19 protein-coding genes are annotated in these 17957 nt (G+C 67.2%); 3 read left to right on the forward strand and 16 right to left on the reverse strand.

Features of this window, described 5'->3' with window-relative positions; translation table 11 throughout:
* Positions 1-38 precede the first annotated feature (38 nt).
* Positions 39-722: a GNAT family N-acetyltransferase gene (locus QP552_RS12715; RefSeq protein WP_286073783.1), complete on the reverse strand. Its 684-nt coding sequence runs from the start codon at positions 720-722 to the stop codon at positions 39-41.
* 15 nt (positions 723-737) lie between these two features.
* Between QP552_RS12715 and QP552_RS12720 the strand changes: the two genes are divergently transcribed.
* On the forward strand, positions 738-1838 hold the full coding sequence (locus QP552_RS12720) for a DUF5694 domain-containing protein (RefSeq protein WP_286073784.1): 1101 nt from the start codon (positions 738-740) through the stop codon (positions 1836-1838).
* A 61-nt stretch (positions 1839-1899) separates the two neighbouring features.
* The gene (locus QP552_RS12725) at positions 1900-2190 is read left to right on the forward strand and encodes a putative quinol monooxygenase (protein WP_005410081.1); all 291 of its coding nucleotides are present in this window, start codon (positions 1900-1902) and stop codon (positions 2188-2190) included.
* On the opposite strand, the gene QP552_RS12730 is transcribed toward QP552_RS12725, so the two are convergent.
* The 10 genes from QP552_RS12730 to QP552_RS12775 form a co-directional block, all read right to left on the reverse strand.
* Positions 2132-2434, reverse strand: a complete 303-nt coding sequence (locus QP552_RS12730) for a hypothetical protein (protein ID WP_286073786.1) — start codon at positions 2432-2434, stop codon at positions 2132-2134. The genes QP552_RS12725 and QP552_RS12730 overlap by 59 nt on opposite strands.
* Before the next feature lie 62 nt (positions 2435-2496).
* Positions 2497-4686 carry a PAS domain S-box protein gene (locus tag QP552_RS12735; RefSeq protein ID WP_286073788.1) on the reverse strand — a complete coding sequence of 730 codons (2190 nt, stop codon included), beginning with the start codon at positions 4684-4686 and terminating at the stop codon, positions 2497-2499.
* A gap of 208 nt (positions 4687-4894) precedes the next feature.
* Positions 4895-7282, reverse strand: coding sequence for a Tex family protein (locus QP552_RS12740; protein WP_286073789.1), 2388 nt, complete (start codon positions 7280-7282; stop codon positions 4895-4897).
* Positions 7283-7489: 207 nt separating this feature from the next.
* Positions 7490-7705, reverse strand: a complete 216-nt coding sequence (locus QP552_RS12745) for a hypothetical protein (protein WP_005417149.1) — start codon at positions 7703-7705, stop codon at positions 7490-7492.
* 820 nt (positions 7706-8525) lie between these two features.
* Positions 8526-8978 (reverse strand): hypothetical protein, encoded by a 453-nt coding sequence (locus tag QP552_RS12750; RefSeq protein ID WP_111113719.1) that lies wholly within the window; start codon positions 8976-8978, stop codon positions 8526-8528.
* Positions 8975-9178 carry a PspC domain-containing protein gene (locus tag QP552_RS12755; protein ID WP_106551363.1) on the reverse strand — a complete coding sequence of 68 codons (204 nt, stop codon included), beginning with the start codon at positions 9176-9178 and terminating at the stop codon, positions 8975-8977. The genes QP552_RS12750 and QP552_RS12755 overlap by 4 nt, the downstream gene beginning before the upstream one ends.
* Positions 9179-9245: 67 nt before the next feature.
* Entirely contained in the window at positions 9246-9614 is a 369-nt protein-coding gene (locus QP552_RS12760) for a YfeK family protein (RefSeq protein WP_111113724.1), read from the reverse strand.
* Positions 9615-9647: 33 nt separating this feature from the next.
* Entirely contained in the window at positions 9648-10715 is a 1068-nt protein-coding gene (locus QP552_RS12765) for a class III poly(R)-hydroxyalkanoic acid synthase subunit PhaC (RefSeq protein WP_286073791.1), read from the reverse strand.
* Positions 10712-11776, reverse strand: a complete 1065-nt coding sequence (gene phaE, locus QP552_RS12770; protein WP_286073793.1) for a class III poly(R)-hydroxyalkanoic acid synthase subunit PhaE — start codon at positions 11774-11776, stop codon at positions 10712-10714. Before phaE ends, QP552_RS12765 begins: the two co-directional genes overlap by 4 nt.
* A gap of 22 nt (positions 11777-11798) precedes the next feature.
* The gene (locus tag QP552_RS12775; protein WP_049429661.1) at positions 11799-12413 is read right to left on the reverse strand and encodes a phosphatidylcholine/phosphatidylserine synthase; all 615 of its coding nucleotides are present in this window, start codon (positions 12411-12413) and stop codon (positions 11799-11801) included.
* A gap of 350 nt (positions 12414-12763) precedes the next feature.
* Between QP552_RS12775 and QP552_RS12780 the strand changes: the two genes are divergently transcribed.
* Positions 12764-13408 (forward strand): class I SAM-dependent methyltransferase, encoded by a 645-nt coding sequence (locus QP552_RS12780; RefSeq protein ID WP_286073794.1) that lies wholly within the window; start codon positions 12764-12766, stop codon positions 13406-13408.
* 98 nt (positions 13409-13506) lie between these two features.
* Here QP552_RS12780 and QP552_RS12785 read toward each other — a convergent pair whose 3' ends face one another.
* The 5 genes from QP552_RS12785 to QP552_RS12805 all read right to left on the reverse strand — a co-directional run bounded on the left by QP552_RS12785 (position 13507) and on the right by QP552_RS12805 (position 17832).
* Positions 13507-14871 carry an MATE family efflux transporter gene (locus QP552_RS12785; protein ID WP_286073796.1) on the reverse strand — a complete coding sequence of 455 codons (1365 nt, stop codon included), beginning with the start codon at positions 14869-14871 and terminating at the stop codon, positions 13507-13509.
* A gap of 133 nt (positions 14872-15004) precedes the next feature.
* Positions 15005-15631: a DUF2239 family protein gene (locus QP552_RS12790; RefSeq protein ID WP_286073797.1), complete on the reverse strand. Its 627-nt coding sequence runs from the start codon at positions 15629-15631 to the stop codon at positions 15005-15007.
* A 143-nt stretch (positions 15632-15774) separates the two neighbouring features.
* Positions 15775-16263 carry an 8-oxo-dGTP diphosphatase gene (locus tag QP552_RS12795; protein ID WP_286073799.1) on the reverse strand — a complete coding sequence of 163 codons (489 nt, stop codon included), beginning with the start codon at positions 16261-16263 and terminating at the stop codon, positions 15775-15777.
* Positions 16264-16305: 42 nt separating this feature from the next.
* Complete coding sequence (locus QP552_RS12800; RefSeq protein ID WP_286073800.1) at positions 16306-16815, reverse strand: DUF1249 domain-containing protein; 510 nt, start codon at positions 16813-16815, stop codon at positions 16306-16308.
* Between the two features lie 195 nt (positions 16816-17010).
* Positions 17011-17832, reverse strand: coding sequence for a pyruvate, water dikinase regulatory protein (locus QP552_RS12805; RefSeq protein ID WP_006452040.1), 822 nt, complete (start codon positions 17830-17832; stop codon positions 17011-17013).
* Positions 17833-17957 lie beyond the last annotated feature (125 nt).

Raw genomic sequence — 17957 nt, forward strand, 5'->3', positions numbered from 1 at the left:
GGGATCCAGAGGGGATATCGGCGATGCCGTCGGCCGCTTTAGCGGGATTCCGCGACGTCCGTCGCAACTCCGTGCATTGCAGCAGGAACGCGATAGATGATCGTCGTGTACTTCACGCCCTGCTCACGTGCTACAGGCTGTCCCCCGAGGGACTCGGCAAGCGAACGGCTGGACCGGTTCTGCTCGGCCACCGGATAGCGGAACGCCGCGCATGACAGCCGCTGCGACGCCGAGGACCACACCGCCGCCACCGCTTCCCGCCCGTAGCCATGGCCATGCATTGCTTCAGCGATCCAGATACCCAGTTCGGGCTCTGCATCACCGGTGCGATGCAGGCCGGCCAGTCCCAGGAACACGCCATCCTCGCGCCTGCGGATCACGAACGTAATGTCGGTCCCATCGGCAATGGCAGGCACCCACGCCTGCCAGACGGCGGCAAATGCCTCGTGCGACGGCGGCGGCTCGAAGGCCATGTAGCGGGTCAGCCCGGGGGTGATGCCCGCAAACGCCTCGTCAGCGTCACCGGACGTAAATGGCCGCAGGCTCAGCCGCGGACTGTCGATGCTCCAGTGATCGGATGTCATGTTCTGCATTGCCTGGGCAAGGAATAGAGCATCGCTCGGCAGATGGATGCAACTCAAGGCAAAAAGGTTTGCATGACCAACGGGGGGGGCACTGCCGGGCGAAAATGGCGAGCATGCAGCGATCCGCAGGATGTTCATTTACAAGGAGATCGTATGTTCGCTCGCCTGACCAGCGTCCTCATCTTCGGCCTGTGCAGCGCCGGCGCGCTTGCCGCCGATGCCACCTATCGGCCGGCGTTTCATCCCGATCAGCTGAAGGGGCCGCCCGCAGGCCGCCCCAACGAGGTGCTGGTACTGGGCAGCCCACATCTGTCCGGCCTGCCGAAGGCCTTCACACCGGACATTCTGCAGCCGTTGCTGGAGCCTCTGCTCGAGCGCCTGCAGGCATGGCAGCCCAATGCAATCGCCGTGGAGAACCTGTCCGGCCTGCAGTGCGACTTCATGCGCCGCAACCCCACCCGCTACGCTGACAGCGTCGAGACCTACTGCATCGACCCGGCACCGGCCCAGGCCGCGACCGGCCTGGACGTTCCCAGCGCCAATGCCGAGATGGAGCGCCTGCTCGCGCAATGGCCGAAAGCCCCGACGCCGGCCGAGCGCCGCCGCCTTGCGGCCGTGTTCCTGGCCGCAGGCGAGAACGGTTCGGCTCTGGTGCAATGGCTGCGCCTGCCCATCGACGAACGTCGCGCCGCCGACAGCCTGACGCCGGAGCTGGTGCAGTTCCTCGACAAGCGCATTACCAGGCGCGACGAAGCCGGCATGATCGCCGGCGTCCTCGCTGCACGCCTGGGCCTGGAACGGCTGTGGTCGGTCGATGACCACACCGCCGACGCGCCCACTGCAAAGGACAAGGAGAAGGCCTATGGCGCGGCCCTGCAGGCGGCCTGGGACAACCCGGCAACCACGGCGCGGTTCGCCGCCGACGAACCGCTGCACGCCAATCTGGCCAAACCCGATGGAATGCTTGCGCTCTATCGCGACTACAACGCACCGGAAACGGCGATGACCGTCTACCACAGCGACTTCGGCGCCGCCCTGGTCGAGCCGTCACCCGAGGCCTTCGGACGCAATTACCTCGGCTACTGGGAAACCCGCAACCTGCGCATGGTCGCCAACATGCGCGACGTGCTCGGCCAACACCCGGGCACCCGCATGCTCACCATTGTCGGTGCCTCGCACAAGGGCTACTACGAGGCCTACCTCAACCAGATGCACGATGTGCAGCTGGTCAGTGCGGACGTAGTATTGCGTTGATGGGATGGGTGCCGGCCACCTGCCGGCACTATCCTGCAGGGCCCCATCCGCAGGTGCCTGCATGCTCAAGGTCATCGCCGAAGACTTCATCCATCCCGATGCCGTGGACACCGTGCTTCCGCTGTACCGGGAACTGGTCGCGTGCACGCAGCGCGAGCCGCTCTGCCTTGGCTATGAACTGTTCGTGGACCAGAAGGATCCCGGGCATTTCGTCTTCATCGAGCAATGGCCGGACCGCGCCGCCCTGGACATCCATTGCGCCAGCGAGCATTTCCAGCGGCTGGTGCCGCAGATCAATGCCTTCCAGCGCGCGCCATGCCGGTTCCTGCTGATGGATGCTGCGCCTCTGTAGCGCCGGCATCAAGGCGACCGTGATCCCGGCGACTGTGCCGCCACAGCATCAGGCTGGCCGCCATCGTGCACGCCAGGGTCAGGGCCAGCAGCGCCACCACGCTTCCCTGCAGCACCGGCAGCATTGCCTGGGCCAGACGATCATCACGCACCTCCTCCAGCCGCAGCCAGGCGGCCAGGGTCAGGCACCAACCGACCATGGCCGGGGCGAAGGTGCGCACCGTCATCGGGTTCCAGACATGCATGGGATCACCTGTACGAGAGGAGGTGGGCGGAGTATTCGCGCCCGCCTTCTCACTGGATGAGATCAACCCTCGGCCGCGTCGATGTCATCGCCTGGTAGCTCGCTGGCTTCGCCCTGCACCTGCACGTTGTTGCGGCCCATCGCCTTGGCCCGGTAACACTGGGCATCGGCCGCGGCCACCGCCTGGTCCACGCTCATCCCGCCGGCCAGCGGCGCGATGCCGATGCTGGCCCCTACCCGCAACCGGTTCTGGTCCCACGGAATCGACAGCGACGCCAGGGTGTGCAGCAGCTCACCGCCAATGCGGGCTGCGCGACGCGGCGTACAGCCGGACAGGATCACCGCGAACTCATCGCCGCCCAGCCGCGCCACCACATCCGAATCGCGCACCCCGTGACGAAGAACGCTGGCCACCGCCCACAGCACCGCATCGCCAGCCAGATGGCCCCAGGTATCGTTGATCGGCTTGAACCGGTCCAGATCGATGTACATCAGCGACGCGGCCTGGCCGGTACGTTCAACGCGGGTGATCGCCTGCTGCAGATGCACCTCGAAGCCACGGCGGTTGCTCAGTTCGGTCAGCGGATCGATCTCGGCCAGATGACGTGCCTCGCGCTGGCGGGCACGCTGCTGGGTATCGTCGCGCAGCACCCAGACCGCGCCGCGAACGTGGCCCTCGTCATCGCGCAACCAGGCGCGGGTGAGGTCCACCGGCACCGTGGCGGTACCCAGGCGCAGCAGCAGGTCGGCATGCAGGTCCACCGCGTTGCTTTCCGGATCCAGCAGTACCGACACGTCCAGCACCGAACCCGGCGCGTACTCGGTGGTCAGCGCCAGCACATCCTGCACCTTGTGCCCGGCCAGCGACAACGCGCCATCACCGGCCAACGTGCGTACGGCGGCGGCATTGGCGTAGTCGATACGGCCATCGAGGCTGACGCTCAGCACCAGGTCGGCTACTGCGTCGAGGGTGATGCGGCTGCGCTGCTCGCTTTCGAACAGCCGCTGCTCGCTGCTGCGCTGGGCGGTGATGTCCTGGATCTGCGACACGAAATGCAACGGCTCGCCATGCTCGTTGCGCACCAGCGAGACCGACAACCGGGCCCAGATCACCTTGCCGTCGCGATCAAGATAGCGTTTCTCCAGGTGATAGTGGCTGCGTCGCCCAGCCAGAAGGTCCTGCACCAGCGACAGGTCGGTCTGCAGGTCATCGGGATGGGTCAGGCGCTGGAAATCCACCTGCAGCAGCTCTTCCCGCGGATAGCCGAGGATCCGGCACAGCGCATCGTTGACGTCCAGCCATCGCCCTTCCAGCGACACCAGCGCCATGCCCAGCGCAGCCGAGGTGAACGCACCAGCGAACTTCTCCGCGGACAAGCGTGCCTCGGCCCGCGCCTGCAGGATCTCGGTGATGTCGATGGCCATGCCGACATAGCCGATGCGTGCACCGTCGGCACCGTCCATGCGGCTGATCGACAGGCGTACCTGGCGTGGCTGGCCGTCCTTGCGCAGCAGCGTCCATTGCCGCGAATAGGTCTGGCCATCGGCACGCGCACTGAGTGCCTCGAACACGCCTGGCAGATGGCCATCGGCATCGGCCAGCGGTCGCAGCCAGGCGTTCAGTTCCTGCGGATCGTGGAAGGCATCCAGCCGGCGCTGGCCAACCACCTCGGCCGCGCTGTAGCCCAGCAGACGTTGCGCGCCGGTATTGAACAGGGTGATGGTGCCATCGGTATCGGTGGCGATCACCGCCACCTCATCGGAGGCATCGACCACAGCCTGCAGGCGTTGACGGGTCTCGGCCGCATCATGGCGGGCCTGCTGCAGTTCGGTCACGTCGGCATGCGCGCCGGCCATCCACAGCGGCCGGCCCTGCCCGTCCCATTCGAAGACGCGGCCACGGTCCTGGATCCATATCCACTGGCCGTTCTTGTGGCGCATCCGCAGCAGGCACGCGTAGTTGTCGGTGCGTCCCTCGAAATGCTCGTCCAGTGCCGCGTCGGACAGCGCTATGTCATCGGGATGGACCAGCTTCAGGAAGGTCTTCTGGCAGATCGGCTCCAGCTCTTCCAGGCGGTAACCGACAATCTCGGCCCAGCGCGCATTGACCCGCATCTCGCCGGTCTGCACGTTCCATTCCCAGGTGCCCGCAGCGGTGCCATCGATGATCATCGCCAGCCGCCGACGCTCTTCGGCCAGCTCCTGCAGGCGACGCTCCAGCAACCCGTTGCCGTTGGTACCCTGGCCCGCCATCAACGCTCCCTCCGGCCCGCGCAGGCAGGCGTTGGCCGCAGCAATGCGCTGCAGCGTGCAACGAAGACGACGGGTCGTGCTGGCGTCATGGCCCTCCCCAGCGACAGCGGGGGGGCCGAACGCCTCCCCTCCAGCGCAAGTGTGCGCAATCACGGGGAAAACCGACAAGTCCCCCGCCGCGGATCAACCGTGACGTGGGGCACGAACCTCAGCCGCGCTTGGCCCGGGCGAAGGCCTCGGCCAAGGCGTTGTTGGCCGGCGGCGCCGACTGGGCGGGCCGTCCGCTGTTGCCCTGGCCACGGTTCGGCCCGCGGTTCTGCCCGCCTGCGTCGCGGCGCGGCCCCTGGCCCTGCCCGCGCTCCTCGCGCTGGCCCGGGCGGCTGGTGGCCTGCCCCGGGGTGTCGTCCAGGCGCCGGGTCAGCGCGATGCGCTTGCGCGGTACATCCACTTCCAGCACCTTCACCTTGACGATGTCGCCAGCCTTGACCACGTCGCGCGGGTCCTTCACGAAGGTGTCGGACAGCGCCGAAATGTGGATCAGGCCGTCCTGGTGCACGCCGATATCGACGAAGGCACCGAAGGCCGCCACGTTGCTGACCACGCCTTCCAGCACCATGCCCTCGCGCAGGTCCTTGATGTCCTCCACGCCTTCGGCGAAGCGCGCGGCCTTGAACTCCGGACGCGGGTCGCGGCCCGGCTTCTCCAGTTCCTTCAGGATGTCGCGCACGGTCGGCACGCCGAAGGTGTCATCGGTGAACTGCTCGGCCTTCAGTCCGCGCAGGAAGCTGCCATCGCCGATCAGCGCCTTGATCGGGCGCGCGGTGCTGGCGACGATGCGCTCAACCACCGGATAGGCTTCCGGGTGCACCGCCGAGGCATCCAGCGGCTGGTCACCGTCAGCGATGCGCAGGAAGCCGGCGCACTGTTCGAAGGTCTTCTCGCCCAGGCGCGCGACCTTCAGCAGGTCCTTGCGGCGCTTGAACGGGCCGTTGTCGTCACGATGCCGCACGATGTTCTCGGCCACCGTGGCCGACAGGCCGGACACGCGCGACAGCAGCGCGGCCGAGGCGGTGTTCACGTACACGCCCACGGCATTCACGCAGTCCTCCACGCGTGCGTCCAGCGCCCGCGCCAGGCGGTACTGGTCCACATCATGCTGGTACTGGCCCACGCCGATCGCCTTGGGCTCGATCTTGACCAGCTCGGCCAGGGGGTCCTGCAGGCGGCGGGCAATCGACACCGCGCCACGCAGCGACACGTCCAGGCCGGGGAATTCCTTGGCCGCGAACTCGGAGGCCGAGTACACCGAGGCGCCGGCCTCGCTGACCACCACCTTCTGCAGCTTCGGGTTGCCAGCGGCCTTGATCGCTTCACCGGCCAGCTTGTCGGTCTCGCGGCTGGCGGTGCCGTTGCCGATCGCGATCAGCTCGACGTTGTGCTTCGCGCACAGCTGCTTGATCGTCTGCAGCGACTGGTCCCACTGGCGGCGTGGCTCGTGCGGGTAGATGGTGTCGGTGGCCACCAGCTTGCCTGTGGCATCGACCACGGCGATCTTGCAGCCGGTGCGGATGCCCGGGTCCAGCCCGAGCACGGTCTTCGGGCCCGCCGGTGCGGCCAGCAGCAGATCCTTCAGGTTGTCGCCGAACACCGCAATGGCTTCGGCTTCGGCCTTTTCGCGGGCCTGGTTGAACAGGTCCAGCAGCAGATGGGTGTGCAGCTTGGCGCGCCAGGTCAGGCGACAGGCGTCCAGCAGCCAGCGATCGGCGGCACGCCCCTGGTCGGCAATGCCGGCCCTGCGCGCCACGCGTCCTTCGGCGTACTGGTGACCGGCTTCGGCATCGCTGCCCGGGTCCAGCTCCAGGAACAGGATCTCTTCGCGGCGAGCACGGAACAGCGCCAGCAGCCGGTGCGAGGGGATCTTCGCCAGCGATTCGGCGTGCTCGAAATAGTCGCGGTACTTGGCGCCTTCGGTTTCCTTGCCCTCGGCCACACGGGCACGGATCACGCCGGTGTCGCCCAGCCAGGTGCGCAGCTCGCCGACCAGCGCGGCGTCTTCGCCCCAGCGCTCCATCAGGATCGCGCGCGCGCCTTCCAGCGCGGCCTTGGTGTCGGCCACGCCCTTGTCGGCATCGACGAAGGTGGCGGCGAAGACCTGCGGATCCTGCGTCGGGTCGGCCAGCAGGCCATCGGCCAGCGGCTCCAGGCCGGCCTCGCGGGCGATCTGCGCGCGGGTGCGGCGCTTGGGCTTGTACGGCAGGTACAGATCTTCCAGGCGGCTCTTGGTATCGGCCGCCAGAATGTCGTTGCGCAGTTCGTCGCTGAGCTTGCCCTGTTCGCCGATGCTTGCCAGCACCGCCGCGCGGCGTTCCTCCAGCTCACGCAGATAGGTCAGGCGTACTTCCAGGTTGCGCAGCTGGGTGTCATCCAGGCCCCCGGTCACTTCCTTGCGGTAGCGCGCGATGAACGGAACGCTGGCGCCCTCATCGAGCAGGCCGACGGCGGCACGTACCTGGGCGGACTGGGCACCGATCTCGTCGGCGATGGTCTGGGCGATCTGCTGGGCGAGCGCGCTCTGGGCGTTCTTGGCGTCGTGCATTGCTTCAGGTCTGTGCCGCGTTACGGGAAGACCCCATTCTGGCAATCGACGACGCAGCCGGACAAGGCATTGACAGGGGGCAAGGTTCAGCGGCGAGGCCGGATTGGACGCCGGCATCCTGGCGGAGAGAGGGCTCGGACTGGCCCGGGGCTGGGATGCCGGCGCGGGCGCGCGATGGTGGGCGCGCCCTGCCGCGTGTTGCGAAGGTCAGCGGTAGTGGCGGGCGGCGCGCTGCATGACGATGTCGTCACGCATGCCTTCCAGGGCCATCAGGCGGACCTTGCCGACACCCTGCAGTTCCATGAACCGCTCCGTGTAGAACTCCGGCCCCAGCGCGGTGTCGGCGCGGGATTTGCTGAAGCCGTAGGGCACCACGCCCTTCTCGCCATCCTTGCTACCACCGACATAAAGAACGATTGCCATGTGATGTCTTCCTCCAAATTGCTACTGCGTACTGCACTCGATGAGCGATGCTGCGAGCTCATCGAGGGAGAGCTTACCGCGTCGAACCTGACTGGAACGTCACGAAGGCTAATGACGATCGGTTGCATGCAGATGACTGCGGGATCGCAGCAGAATGCTTACGGATCTTTAACTTTTGGCTAACGAATCGCGGGGATTCAAGCCAACGGCGCAGCCCCTCGTGGGTGGCCGCGTAACGCGGGTCATGTGATTGGGGCGGGCGGGGTGGGCGCGCGGGACACGCCGTAAACCCGTCCCTGGGGGCTCGATGGCGCCATCCATGGCGCCAACGGTCCCACGAACCCACCCCGCCCGCCCCGGACAGTTTTTCGGGCACGTTCACCCACGGAAAAGAAAAAGAAGATCAAAAGCAGAAGCAGCCTGGCTGGCCGCTTTTTGTAGAGCCGAAGGCAGCGGCAGGAGCCGCTGCCAACGTCGCGCATGGCGACGGCCCGAAGGGTGCCGGTCAGGACGACCGGCATAGCCCACGCTCGGCTGCTTTCTGGCCCGGTCGCGAAGCCGAGCGCAGGCTCGGCTCTACACGAGCAAGCGCAGCGCGCGACCCGCTTCTGCTGTTCTTTTCTCTTCCGTGGCTGGACGCGGCCGGGAACTGTCAGGGGTCGGGCGGGGTGGGTTCGCGGGACCGTTGGCGCCATGGATGGCGCCATCGAGCCCCCAGGGACGGGTTTACGGCGTGTCCCGCGAACCCACCCCGCCCGACCCGATCACATGAAACGCATTCCGCGACCAAGCCACGAGGGGCTGCGCCGTTGGCCGGAAACTACGGCCACCAGCCGTGCCCGAACCGGGCGTAATGATCCGCCGCACGCTCGAACGGGTTGCGCGCACTCACCCCGCCACACAGCAGGTACACCGGCAGGTACAGCGGCCCCAGCACCATGTACTGGTAGACGTGTGCACGTTCGTGGTCATCCAGCCGGATCAATGGCTCCACGCCCCATCCCGCCTGATGCGCATAGGTCCGGCAGCAAATGCCCAGGTCGTGCCCGGTGTGCAGGATCACATTGCCCAGCGTGATCGCCCCGCCCGGCCCCCATGGCCAGCGGTCGAACACCAGTGCGCGGTCGCGTCCGCTCCAGCGCAGTGTCGCGCCCCCCAGCATCCCGGTCAGGCCGGCGATCAGGCCGATCAGGGAATTGGGCGATGTCCATACTGCGCCCAGTATCTGCAACGCGCACAGCCAGATCGGCCGGGGTTCCGCGGCCGTCTTCAATCGGCCTCGTTCGGCATCAGCAGCCACAGGATCAGGTAGACCAGGATGCCGGGAAAAGCTGCAGAGGCCAGCGACAGCAGCACGTAGATCACCCGCAGCAGCGTGGCGTTCCAGCCGAAGCGATGGGCGATGCCCCCCATAACGCCGGCAATCATGCGGTCGTTCAATGAACGCGACAGCGTCTTGGGCGTGGTGTTCATGGCGGTGTCTCCTCAGCTTGCGGGCAGAGCCAGTCGAGCATCGCTCGACTCTACACCGCCCCCATGTCTACGGCGTGCGTTGGCGCAGGGCCTGCAGGCGTGCGCCGAACCAGGCGGCCGCGGTCTGTTCAGGCTGTCCCGGGCACTGGATGCGATACGGCTTGCCGCTCATGCTGCTCTGGCTGGCGGCTCGCTCGATGAACTGCTCGGCACTGTCCACCTGGTTCTTCTTCAGCAGGTAATCGTACTTGCGCTGCAGGTGTGCGCGCGCGTCACCGCCGTCATACCAGCTGCCATTGCGCTGGAACCGGCACTGCGAGTCATCGAGGCTGGAGATCAGCTGGGCGATCTCGCGCTGTGCATCCGCACTGGGTGCGGCGTGGGCAAGCGGCGCTGCCAGCAGTGCCGCAAGAATCAACAGAATCCGGTACGTCATCATCCCCCCAGGTCAGTCGAGCATGGCTCGACGCTACAGGTCCCGTGCCTTCAGCCAACCATCGATCGTGGCCGGCACTTCGCGCTGCGCTCGGCCGGACACGTAGATGCCGATGTGGCCACCGCGGAAACTGGATTCGGTGTAGTCGGTCGTGCCCAGCCGGCCACGCATCGCACGCGAGGCATCCGGCGGCACCAGATGATCCTGCTCGGCGTAGATGTTCAGCACCGGCAGGGTCACTTTCGAGAGATCCACCGCTTCCTCGCCGATCCGCACCGTGCCCTTCACCAGCCCGTTGCCCTGGTAGAACTGCTTGATGAAGTCACGGAACGCTTCACCGGCCAGGTCCGGCGAGTCGAAGATCCACTTCTCCATGCGCAGGAAATCCTCCAGCGCCGCCTTGTCATCGAGGATGTCGAGCAGGCCGACATACTTCTGCACGTTCAGGCGAAATGGCTTGAGCATCAGGTAGCTGGCATTCATCAGGTCGGCCGGGATGTTGCCCAGCGTGTCGACCAGCAGATCCACATCCACCTGCCGTGCCCAGTGCGAGAGCATGTTGTCGGCGGTCTGGAAATCAACCGGGGTGACCATGGTGATCAGCTTGCCCAGCTTCTGCCGGCGCAGTGCCGCATAGCACAGCGCGAACACGCCCCCCTGGCAGATGCCGAGCAGGTCCACCGGGCCACCGCTGCGCGCGCGCAGCGCATCCACCGCGCCATCGATGTAGCGCAGCAGGTAGTCCTCCAGGGTCTGGAAGCGCTCGGAGCGGTCCGGGTAGCCCCAGTCCAGCACATAGACGTCCTGGCCCAGCGCCAGCAGCTTCTGTACCAGCGAGCGGTCGGCCTGCAGGTCCACCATGTACGGCCTGTTGACCAGCGCATAGACAATCAGCAGCGGCGTGCGGCGGGTGGGTGCCTGCTCGCCGACGAAGCGGTACAGCACCACCTTGCCGTCGCGCCAGACTTCTTCGCGGGCGGTCACGCCATAGTCCACGTCTTCCACCTGCGGCAGCAGCTTCAGCCCTTCCATCAGCTTGCGCTGCATGGCGAGGGTTTCCTGCATCAGGTCATCGGCGTTGAAGCCCAGCGGTCCTTTCATCGGTCACGCGCCCGTGAGGTGGTGCGTGCGGCAGCCTTCTTCGCCGGTGCTTTCTTCGCGGCCGGCTTCTTCGCCGGCGCGGCCTTCTTCACGGCTTTGCGTGCGACCGGCTTCACCTTCGCAGGTGCCGGCTGCGACACCGGATCCACCGCGGCGGTCCCCGCCAGCACCGCCACCTGTGCCTGCAGGCGGCGAAGGCTGCGCTCCAGTTCGGCAATGCGGCGATGCGCAGCGTCCATCTCGCTGCGGGTCGGCAAGCCGATACGTTCACTCATCTGTTCCACCTCGCGCTGCAGGCCGGCGCGCAGGCGCATCTGTGCGTTGCCCAGCGAGGCATACACCTGCTGGAACGGCTCGGACATCGCGACCTTGGCGTAGGCTTCCTCCGCCACCTCAATCCACAGGTCGAACATCGCGCGGGCGCTGGTCAGCTGGCTGCCCGGTTGTTCGTGCTCCGCCAGGCGCTGCTCGAACAACGCGAAGGCTTCGTCCAGCGCCTGCTTGATCTGCTCGACGTAAGCACGCGAATGCTGCTGGTACTCCTCCTGCGCACGCAGCAGGGCCTGCCAGCGTGCCTGGTGCTCGCGGCCGGGCCCGAACGCCGGGCTCTGCAGCCACGGGCCGGCCTGCAGCTGGAACTGCTGCAGCCACGCGGCGAACTCGGGTACGGCGGCGCCGGCCTGGGTGCTGCCCCGTGCGCCCTGCAGCATCCACTGCAGCATCCCGTCGCCCTGCCCCTGCACCGCCTCGCGCCAGGCCTGGGCCACATCGGCACTGCTGGCATCGCGGCCAGCAAAGCGCGCCGCCACTTCCTGCATCGTGCCGTACCAGCTACCCGCCTGCTCGCGGAAACGGCGCACGGCGTCCTCCGGTGCACCCTGCCCCTGTTCGGGCAACAGCTGGCCCCACCAGTCGAACAGGCGCTGCCAGCTGCCGGGATCATCGCCGGCCGGTGCACCGGGCGTGGTCGCATGGCGCAGGGCATCGCCCCAGGCACCGAAGTACTGCCGGGCAAGGGTCTCGAAATCGCTGCTGCCGGCGTCGTGGGCCGAGCTGGTCATCGCAGGCCTCCGCAGGGCTGGCTCATGGCTTGGGAATGCGCAGGGTCTTGCTGATCATCAGCGACCCGGACAGGGCGAACAGCAGCACCATCGGGTGCAGCTGCCAGGGGCCGATCTGCCACTGGCCAAACCAGAGGTCCTGGCCGATGGCATCGGTACCGGCGGCGATCGCCAGCACGATCACCAGCACCAGGCTGGTCGGGATCGGAGTGCCCTCGAAATACTTGACCTTGCCCTCGTCGCCGGCCAGCGCCTCGGCGGTGACGTTGTAGCGCGCCAGGCGGCTGACGCCGCAGCAGACGAAGTAGCTCAGCACCAGCCAGTCCCAGCCGCCCTGCATGCCGCACGCATAGGCCAGCGCCGCCGGCGCCACGCCGAAGGAGATCACGTCCGACAGCGAGTCCAGCTCGCGGCCCAGGGTGGAGCTGGATTTGCGCCAGCGCGCGATGCGCCCGTCAAGGGCGTCGAAAATGAAGGCCAGCGGGATCAGCGCCATGCCGAACAGCAGGTAGCCGCGCTCGCCGTCCTGCAGGAAACGCATCGCGGCGAACACCGCACCGGTGCCGCAGAAAGCATTGGCCAGGGTGAACCAGTCGGCCAGCTGGAATTCGCGCAGCATCGAGAAGTGACGTTTCATGGGGTCTCACGGAGCATCAAGGCCCACAGGTTACCGCGAGCGCCGCCATGGGTGACAGCGCCTGCCAGGCCGATTCTTCACCATGCGCTCACCCATCCTCACCAGCGGTGAATTTTTCGCCACCCATCTTGACAGCCTAGGGGGGTGGCGCCTGTCGCGGCTTATCCACAAAGTTGCCCACGCGTAATCCACACCCCCTGTGGACAACCAGATCTCACCGACTGCGACACTGGACATTTCCTCATCACCCTGCAGCGGGGTTTCCCTACTTCCCAAGCCGCAAGGTCAGCGCTATGGTCACCGGCGGACCCGCCGCCGCCGCGTCCGAATCTCTTCGATGGACGACGACGATGCTGGATGCTTCCACCCTGGCCGCACAGCTGCGGCAGCCCCATGGCGACGCCGCGCTGGCGGTGGCCGACTCGATGAACCGCAGCAACAGCGCCCTGAACCTGGCCGCGATCGGGCTGCTGGCGGTGGCGGCCGGCGAGCGCATCCTCGAGATCGGCCCCGGCAATGCGGCCTTCGCGCCACAGCTGTTGCAGGCGCCGGGCAGCCAGTACCTGGGCGTTGAACTGTCCGCCGCCATGGTCGAGGCCGGCAACCGGCGGCTGGCCAGTGCCGGCATGGGCGACCGGGCCGCGATGCGGCTGGGCGATGCCCATGCGCTGCCGGTGGACGAGGCATCCGTGGATGCCGCACTGGCGGTCAACACCCTGTACTTCTGGCCCAACCTGGCCCCGGTGCTGGACGAGCTTGCGCGCGTACTGCGCCGGGGAGGCCGGCTGTGCCTGGCGTTCGGCGATGCGGTCTTCATGCGCAGCCTGCCGTTTGCCGCCGATTTCCAGCTGCACGAACTGGACGCAGTTGAGCTGGCGATGCGCGTATCGGGATTCAACATCTCGGCCTGGCGCAGCCATCGCGAAACCGCCGCCGGCAATGACGGGCAGACGCGGGAGAAGCATTTCCACCTGCTGTTGGCACATCGGCGCTGATTGCCGCCGGGCATGGCCCGGCGCTACCCGACCCGCATCGGCGTGGATTTTCGCCGGATGCGATCCGACCGAGCGGTAGAGCCGGCCGCTGGCCGGCACTACCCAGCTTGAGTCCGTCGCCGCCATCGCGCGAAACAGAGCGCCTGCAACACCAGCATCGCCACCAGTCCCAGCGGCCACGCCCACCACAGGCCGGTCAGCCCGTGCCGCGCCTGCAGCCACATCGCCAACGGCAGCTCCAGCAGCAGCACCGCTGTCATTCCCAGCAACGCCGGCAGCAGCACAGTCCCGCTGCCGCGCATCACGCCGACCAGCACCGTGGTGCCGCCCATCGCCAGCACGCCCCACGCCACCGTGCGCAGCTGCAGTGCCGCCAGTTCGCGCACCTCCGGCGCCGCCAGGATCAGGCCGGTCAGCCACGGCGCCAGCGCCATCACCAGCAGCACCACGACTGTCAGCATCGCCAGGCCCAGCATCACGCCGGTGCGGGCAATGGCGGGCAATCGTGCCGCACGCCCTGCCCCCATCGCATGCGCGGCGAGGATGGTGGCGGTGATGCCCAGCGACATGGCCGGCAGCTGCACCCAGCTCATCAACTGGTTGACCGCACCGTAGGCCGCCGTGGCGGTGTAGCCATAGCGATTGATCCAGCCGAGCAACACGATCTCGGCAATGGCCAGGCTGAGCATCTGCAGCGAGGACGGCACGCCGATGCGCAGCATCGAACGAATGATCGCGCCATCGAAACGGATGGCCCGCAGCAGCTCATGGCCGGGTGCCAGCGGATGCCCCAGGCGATGCCAGCGCCACAGCAACCAGACCAACGCAAGCAGCGAGGCTGATGCCGCCGACACCGCGGCACTGGCCGCGCCCAGCTGCGGCAGGCCGCCCCAGCCGAGGATCAGCAGTGGCGTGCACAGCAGGCCGAGCACGGTCGCCAGCAGCAGCGCGTGCAGCGGCGTCTTTGCGTCACCCACCGCGCGGCTCACGGCCGTCGCCAGCCACAACAGGAAGAACACCGGCGCACTCAGCAGCAGCACCCGCGCATAGACGATGGCCTCGCCGAGGACCGGCGCCGGCGTCCCCAGTGCCGCCAGCGTCTGCGGCGCGAACACGCCGCCCACGCCCATCACCAGCAGCGACAGCAGCAGGGCAATCGCCACCGCGCTGCCGGCCACGGCGCGTGCCCGCTGCGGTTGGCCTGCGCCCCAGGCCTGGCCGATCAGCACCATTGCGCCCGTCGCCAGGCCCATCACCAGGGCCATCAGCAGGAAGAACACCGGGAAGAACGCAGCGGCGGCAGCCACCGCCTGCGTGCCAAGCAGATGGCCGAGGTAGACGTTGTCCAGCGTGCCGGCGGCCAGCTGCAGTGCATTGGTCATCAGCATGGGCAGCAGCAGGGCCAGGTAGGTGCGCGACAGCGGCGGCGCAACCGGAGGTGTCGCGTGTGCGGAAAGGCTCATGGGGTTTCTCTGGGCAAGGCGCTGCCCTGCCCGGCGTTTCCGCCAGCAAAGCAAGCACGAGGTAAGCGGGCAGTCGCCCGCGATCAAGCGGCGCCGTCGTTCATCCACGGCGCCCTGGGTCGAACGTCAGTACTTAAACAGGTGGGATATCGAAGGCCAGCCGCAGGGCGTGATCGCGCACGTCCCCGGGCCAGCGGTACAACGCCGCTTCCAGGCCCGCGCGGTCATGCGCGAACAGGAGGCGGATGGCTTCCTCGAAGCCGGGCAGATCACCGGCAATGGCCTGCAGGAAGTGATAGGCACGCTCGGTATCGCGGCGCTGCCGGTCCTTGTCTGCACCCGCTCGGCAGGCCGCTTCCACCAGCCTGCGCAGGACCACGGAGGCCCCACCCGGCTGTTCGGCCAGCCATGCCCAATGGCGCGGCAGCAACGTCACTTCGCGCGCAACCACGCCCAGTTTCGGCCGACCGCGGCCACGTGGGGGTGACGGTGCATCTCCGGTTTCTTCGGCGTGGGTTTCAACGTCCGTCTGCAGCGGCGCCGGAAACGCCTCGGCGACACGCGCCACAAGTTCCGCGTCGCTGCCGCGCGTATCGAAATCACGGGTGCGGCCGGTGGCATTGTCGAACACCAGCAACGGACCTGCGGCGTTGTCGGCGCGCAGCTGTTTGAGGGCCAGCGCGGCCACTTCCGGCGTACCGGAAACGACCAGGCGATGGCCGTCGAAACAGCTGAAGGGGGGCAGTCGGGACGCAGGCATGGCATTGGCATCGGGGGCGATGCGCAAATATTGCCCGGGTAATTTGCGCTCGTCAATATCACCCGGGTATTAATAGGCCAGAAGAGCGTTCCAACCAAGGTTGGCACCCACCGGAATGGTTGGCGCCCACCCGATCCGCCGGCTCACAGGCGGCTGTAGGACCAACTGACCATGCGCCCGTCCTTGTACGGCATCACCCCGTGGAACGGGCGCGGGTCGGTGTCGAACACCAGCGGCAGGAAGTTGTGGTCGCCCTCCCACATCGGCAGCGTGTCCAGCTTGTCCAGGTCCACCCACTCCAGCGTGCCTTCGTGGTTGCCGCCGTGCGGCGTGCCCTCGAAGCTGTCGATGACGAACACGAAGCCCAGCCAGTCCTCGCCGTGCTTGCCGAAACCCGGCCAGCTGATGGTGCCGCGCAGGCGCATTTCCGTGCAGTCGATGCCGGCCTCTTCCTGGATCTCGCGGCGCATGCTGGCGGCCACGTCCTCGTCCGCTTCGATCTTGCCGCCCAGCCCGTTGTACTTGCCCAGGTGATGGTCACCGGGGCGGGTATTGCGATGGATCATCAGCACCTGGCGACGATCAGGCGACAGCACGTAGCCCAGGGTGGCGACGATCGGGGTATACGGCATGGGGCAGCATCCAGCGGCAGGTCAGCCGTGGATTATGGCCGATCAGCGCACCAGCGACAGGCGGCGTTCGGTGGGTGTGCCTGCGCCATCGGGATCACGGCGCAGGGTGGGCACGCCGTGGCCGCGCTCGGCCAGGTATTCCAGCCACTTGCCGAGGAAAGTATTCATCCGCATGCGGTGGCTGATCAGCTCCGCCGGCGGCGGGTACAGGCCCATGGTGTCCTGCCAGCGGCGGCCGACGTAACAATGGGTGGTCTCGGCCTGGCGCGCGTCACGGTACAGGCGCACATAGGCCGACGGATCGGGCTCGCCGGTGACCGGATCGGCCAGGTCGTAGGTCAGGCGCAGCTCCACCGTGTAGCGGTGGCACTCGATCACGTCCAGGCGCACGTCCAGGCCGTCGCCGATCGAGGAGATGTAGCTGCCCGCCGCCAGTCCGGCCGGTTCGAACAGGCGCACCAGATGGCGGTAGTTTTCCGCGTACAGGCCCATGAGCCAGCTCAACCGGCTCAGGCGGGGAATGCGTTCGGTACGGGGCAAGGCTCGGGCCATGGGTCGATCCTACACGTTGGTGCTTCAACGTGGGGGCGCGCATGCGCAAGCCAACCCCGGGGGTAGTGCCGGCCGCTGGCCGGCAACACTGCGTCGTGGCCGAGGGTTCATCGATCAGCCGGCCAGCGGCCGGCACTACAGGGCGCAGCATCCACTGGTGGCGCCGGGCCATGCCCGGCGAACGTGGCGCGCGCCTCAATACAGCTCGCGCTGCAGCCCCAGCGTGGCCAGCACCTTGCTGGAGATCTCCTCGATCGAGGTATGGGTGGTGCTCAGGGTCGGGATCCGCTCCATCTGGAACATCACCTCGGCCGCGGCCACTTCGCGCTTGCAGGTGTCCAGGTTGGCATAGCGCGAATTCGGACGGCGCTCCTGGCGGATCTGCTGCAGGCGGTCCGGGTCGATGGTCAGGCCGAACAGCTTGCGCCGGTAGTTGCGCAGGCGCGGCGGCAGGCGGTCGCTTTCCAGGTCCTCGTCGGTCAGCGGGTAGTTGGCCGCGCGCACCCCGTAATGCAGGGCCAGGTAGATGCAGGTGGGCGTCTTGCCGGCACGCGACACCGCCACCAGGATCACGTCGGCGTCGTCATAGTTCACCGCAATGCCGTCGTCGTGGGTCAGCGCGAAGTTCATCGCATTGATGCGGCGGTGATAGGTGTCGAAATCGACCATGCCGTGGGCCTGGCCAACCCGGGCCAGGCGCGGGCTGGCCAGTTCACGCTCCAGCGGCTCGATGAACGGTGCGAACACATCCAGCATCAGTGCCCCGCTGTCGGCCAGGATCAGGCTCAGGCTCTGGTCCACGCAGGAGTTCACCACGATCGGCCGGACCTGGTACCGCTCCCCCGCCGCCTGGATCCGGGCACAGGCTTCACGCGCTTTTTCGGGGTCGTCGACAAACGACATCCGGTCGGTAATGAAGCTGAACCCGGAGAACTGGGTCAGGAGGCTATGCCCAATGGTTTCAGCGGTGATACCGGTTCCATCGGAAACGTAGAACACCGGACGGATGGTCGACATGCGCGCTTTTACCCCCTACGAAGCTTAAAAAGGCCGCCAGCACAAGCTTGTGCCGACGGTGCTCTGCCCGGCATCATATCGGCTTCTTCCTACGGACGCGGCCACTCAGCCCGCCTCGGGCGATG

It is taken from the genome of Stenotrophomonas sp. 59 (assembly GCF_030291095.1).
Classification (GTDB): Bacteria; Pseudomonadota; Gammaproteobacteria; order Xanthomonadales; family Xanthomonadaceae; genus Stenotrophomonas; species Stenotrophomonas maltophilia_Q.